The sequence below is a fragment of the Mucilaginibacter limnophilus genome, from assembly GCF_004005815.1.
Classification (GTDB): domain Bacteria; phylum Bacteroidota; class Bacteroidia; order Sphingobacteriales; family Sphingobacteriaceae; genus Mucilaginibacter; species Mucilaginibacter limnophilus.
On record NZ_SACK01000025.1, the window covers coordinates 1 to 1,055 of the forward strand.

A 1,055-nucleotide genomic window follows, 5' to 3' on the forward strand; every position below is an offset into this window, starting at 1 on the left:
TGTAACCCTCCCTTAGTTCGGACTGGTGTTTTATAGACTTATTTAATTCAAAAATATAATTATTGTTGTTGGAACTGTGGAGATGTTGGAAACTCGGTAGAGTTTTCAATATCTCCACAGTTTAGCTGCTTGTACAGGTTTGGCGTTATACCTCCCAGTGCTTCATGTGGCCTGCTGTAATTGTAATCCTCCATCCATTCATCGGCTAATACCTGTACCTGGTTAATGTCCTCAAATAGGTAAGCGTCCAAAATGTTTTCCATAAAGGTTCTGTTAAAACGTTCCATATAGCCGTTCTGCATAGGCTTGCCAGGCTGGGTAAATTGCACTATGATATCTTTGCTCTCACACCAATCCTTGAACTCCTTGCTGTTAAACTCAGGTCCGTTATCTACCCGGATACAGTTTGGTTTACCTTGCTCATGAATAGTTCGCTCCAAGATCTGTGTTACTCGTATGGCTGGTATGGTATAAGCGGCTTCAACGGCAATAGCTTCCCGGTTATAATCATCAATGATATTGAGCGTACGGAACCTTCTTTTGTTTACCAGCACATCACACATAAAGTCCATTGACCAGGTATCTCCAGCCTGCTCAGGCACGATCAGGGGCACCTTTACTCTTGCCGGTACACGCCTGCGTACCTTACGGCGCTTATTCATGCCCAAAAGCAAATATACTCTGCGCACGCGCTTGTAATTCCACTGAAAACCTTGCTGACGTATACGGCTGTAGTATAAGTCTTGACCCTCAGTAGGATGCTTTTCAGCAAGTTCCACTAACTTATTTATGGTTTCAGAATCGTCTCTAACATTCTTATAGTAATACATGGATTTGGGCAGCCTCGCTACCCGGCAAGCCCTGCTAATGCTTACGCTGTAACTTTCCAGTAAGTAAGCAACCATGTCTTTGCGCTGGCAGGGCTTTAGAACTTTTTTGAAAGAACGTCCTTTAGCATCTTATTATCCAAAGCCAGTTCTGCATACATGTGTTTAAGCTTGCGGTTCTCTTCTTCCAGTTCTTTCAGCCGTTTCAGCTCCTGACTGTCCATGCCG

1 pseudogene is annotated in these 1,055 nt (G+C 43.8%); it reads right to left on the bottom strand.

Annotated elements, in window-relative coordinates:
* Nucleotides 1-59 precede the first annotated feature (59 nt).
* Nucleotides 60-926: pseudogene (locus tag EOD41_RS20530) on the bottom strand (IS3 family transposase); the annotation flags it as partial.
* Between the last annotated feature and the right edge of the window lie 129 nt (nucleotides 927-1,055).